General features: G+C 71.4%; 3 protein-coding genes. 1 reads left to right on the forward strand and 2 read right to left on the reverse strand.

The features are described 5' to 3' along the window. A partial coding sequence (locus ACLN58_RS21245) for an FGGY family carbohydrate kinase (RefSeq protein WP_415857203.1) occupies window positions 1–582 on the reverse strand: 582 nt, incomplete at its 3' end. A gap of 4 nt (window positions 583–586) precedes the next feature. Beyond that, window positions 587–1,774 (reverse strand): xylose isomerase, encoded by a 1,188-nt coding sequence (xylA, locus tag ACLN58_RS21250; RefSeq protein WP_415857204.1) that lies wholly within the window; start codon window positions 1,772–1,774, stop codon window positions 587–589. A 127-nt stretch (window positions 1,775–1,901) separates the two neighbouring features. On the opposite strand from xylA, the gene ACLN58_RS21255 reads away from it, so the two are divergent. Then, a partial coding sequence (locus ACLN58_RS21255; protein ID WP_415857205.1) for a MarR family transcriptional regulator occupies window positions 1,902–2,302 on the forward strand: 401 nt, incomplete at its 3' end.

A 2,302-nucleotide genomic window follows, 5' to 3' on the forward strand; every position in this document is an offset into this window, starting at 1 on the left:
GCCCGACGACGGCGACCAGTACCCCGTGCCCGACGCGTCCGAGCGGTCCGTCCGCAAGGCGTCCAGCCCGCCGGTTCCAGGCCCGTGGCCCGCGAGCCGCCACGAGAGCCAGTCGTGCGGGAGGCAGACGGCTGCGGTCCGCGCCGCGTTCTCGGGCTCGTTCTCGGCGAGCCAGCGGAGCTTCGTCGCGGTGATCGAGGCCACCGGCACCGTCCCGGTCGCCTCGGCCCACCAGCGGGCGCCGGCGGCAGCGTCGCCGTCGCCCGCTTCTTTCACGAGTTCCGCCGCAGTGGCCGCCGAGCGCGTGTCGTTCCACAGGAGGGCGGGCCGCACCACGGCGCCGTCCTCGTCGAGGCACACCATGCCGTGCTGCTGGCCGCCCACGGAGATCGCCGCGACGTCGTCGATCCCGCCCGCGGCCGAGATCGCGGCCTGGAGCGCGTCCCACCACGCGTCGGGGTGCACCTCAGTGCCGGCAGGGTGGGGCGCCGAGCCGGAACGCAAAAGCACCCCGGTCTCGGCGTCGCGGACCACGACCTTGCAGGACTGCGTCGAGCTGTCGACTCCGGCTACGAGCGGCATGAACCTACCGTGCCCCGAGGAGGTGCTCGATGGCCAGCTGGTTGAGGCGGATGAACGCGTAGGAGCGCTCCCCGGCCGCGTCGGCGTCGAACGCCTCGAACGCGGACGGGTCGGCGAGCAGCTCCGCCGCCGTCTCCCCCGGTGCGAGCGTGGGCTCGGACAGCTCGTAGACGCCCGAGGTGCGCAGGGCCTCCTGGACCTCCGCGTCGGCCCGGAAGGACGCCGCGCGCTCCTTGAGGAGCAGGTACATCGACATGTTCGCGGCCGCGGACGCCCACACGCCGTCGTACCCGTCGGTCCGGGAGGGCTTGTAGTCGAAGTGGCGCGGGCCGTCGTAGCGCGGGCCGCCGCCCGGGAAGCCGTTCTCGAGCAGGTCCACGGTGAAGAACGCGCTCGTGAGGTCTCCGTGGCCGAACACGAGGTCCTGGTCGTACTTGATGCCGCGCTGGCCGTTGAGGTCGATGTGGAAGAGCTTGCCCGCCCACAGCGCCTGCGCGATGCCGTGGGTGAAGTTCAGCCCGGCCATCTGCTCGTGGCCCGTCTCGGGGTTGAGGCCCACGATGTCGCCGTGCTCGAGCTGGGCGATGAAGCCGAGGCCGTGGCCCACGGTCGGCAGGAGGATGTCGCCGCGCGGCTCGTTGGGCTTGGGCTCGAGCGCGATCCGCAGGCCGTAGCCCTTCTCCTTGATGTAGCCCGCGGCGGTGTCGACGCCCTCGCGGTAGCGGTCGAGCGCGGCGGCGAGGTCCTTCGAGCCGTCGTACTCCGAGCCCTCGCGACCGCCCCACATGACGAACGTCTCGGCGCCGAGCTCGGCGGCGAGATCGATGTTGCGCAACAGCTTCGCGAGCGCGAAGCGGCGCACGGAGCGGTCGTTGGACGTGAAGCCGCCGTCCTTGAAGACCGGGTGGCTGAACAGGTTCGTGGTGACCATGGGGACCTTGAGGCCCGTCTCCTCGAGCGCGGCCCGGAAGCGCTTGAGGATGAGCTCGCGCTCATCCGCCGACGCGCCGAAGGGGACGAGGTCGTTGTCGTGGAACGTGAGGCCGTAGGCGCCGAGTTCCGCGAGCTTGTGCACGGCCTCGACGGGGTCGAGGGCCGCGCGGGTCGGGACGCCGAACGGATCGTTGCCGGTCCAGCCGACGGTCCAGAGGCCGAACGTGAACTTGTCCGCAGGCGTGGGCTTAGGAGTCATATCAGGCACCTCATTGGGCTCGAAAGTGATTTAGTATGTGTTCTGAACTATATGGGTCATGGTGAACTTGGTCAATGGCCTTCCGGAAGAACCGGACGGCCGCCGAACTCATCGGGAAGGGGCGAGCGTGCGCGAGCACTTGGGCGGCACGGGAGGCAACGCGGCCCCCGGGCGCGTGGCCGACGTGCGACGGCGGAACTTGGCCCTCGTCCTCGGCAGCATCGGCCCCGACACGCGCGCCACGCGGGCCGACATCGCCGCCGCGACGGGCCTCACGAAGGCCTCGGTCTCGAGCCTCGTCGCGGAGCTCCTCGAGACCGAGCTCGTCGAAGAAGTCGGCGTCACGCGGGGCGGCGAGCGCGGACGGCCGGGCGTGGGCCTCGTGCTCAACGCACGGCAGGGCGCGCTCGGCGCGGAGCTCAACGTCGACTATCTCGCGGTGGGCATCGTCGACCTCCAGGGCGCGCTCCGTTTCCACGAGGTCGCGGAGGCGGAGAACCGGGGGCGGAGGCCCGAGGACGTCCTCGC

The sequence above is a fragment of the Sinomonas sp. G460-2 genome, assembly GCF_047759905.1.
In the GTDB taxonomy this organism is placed as follows: Bacteria; Actinomycetota; Actinomycetes; order Actinomycetales; family Micrococcaceae; genus Sinomonas.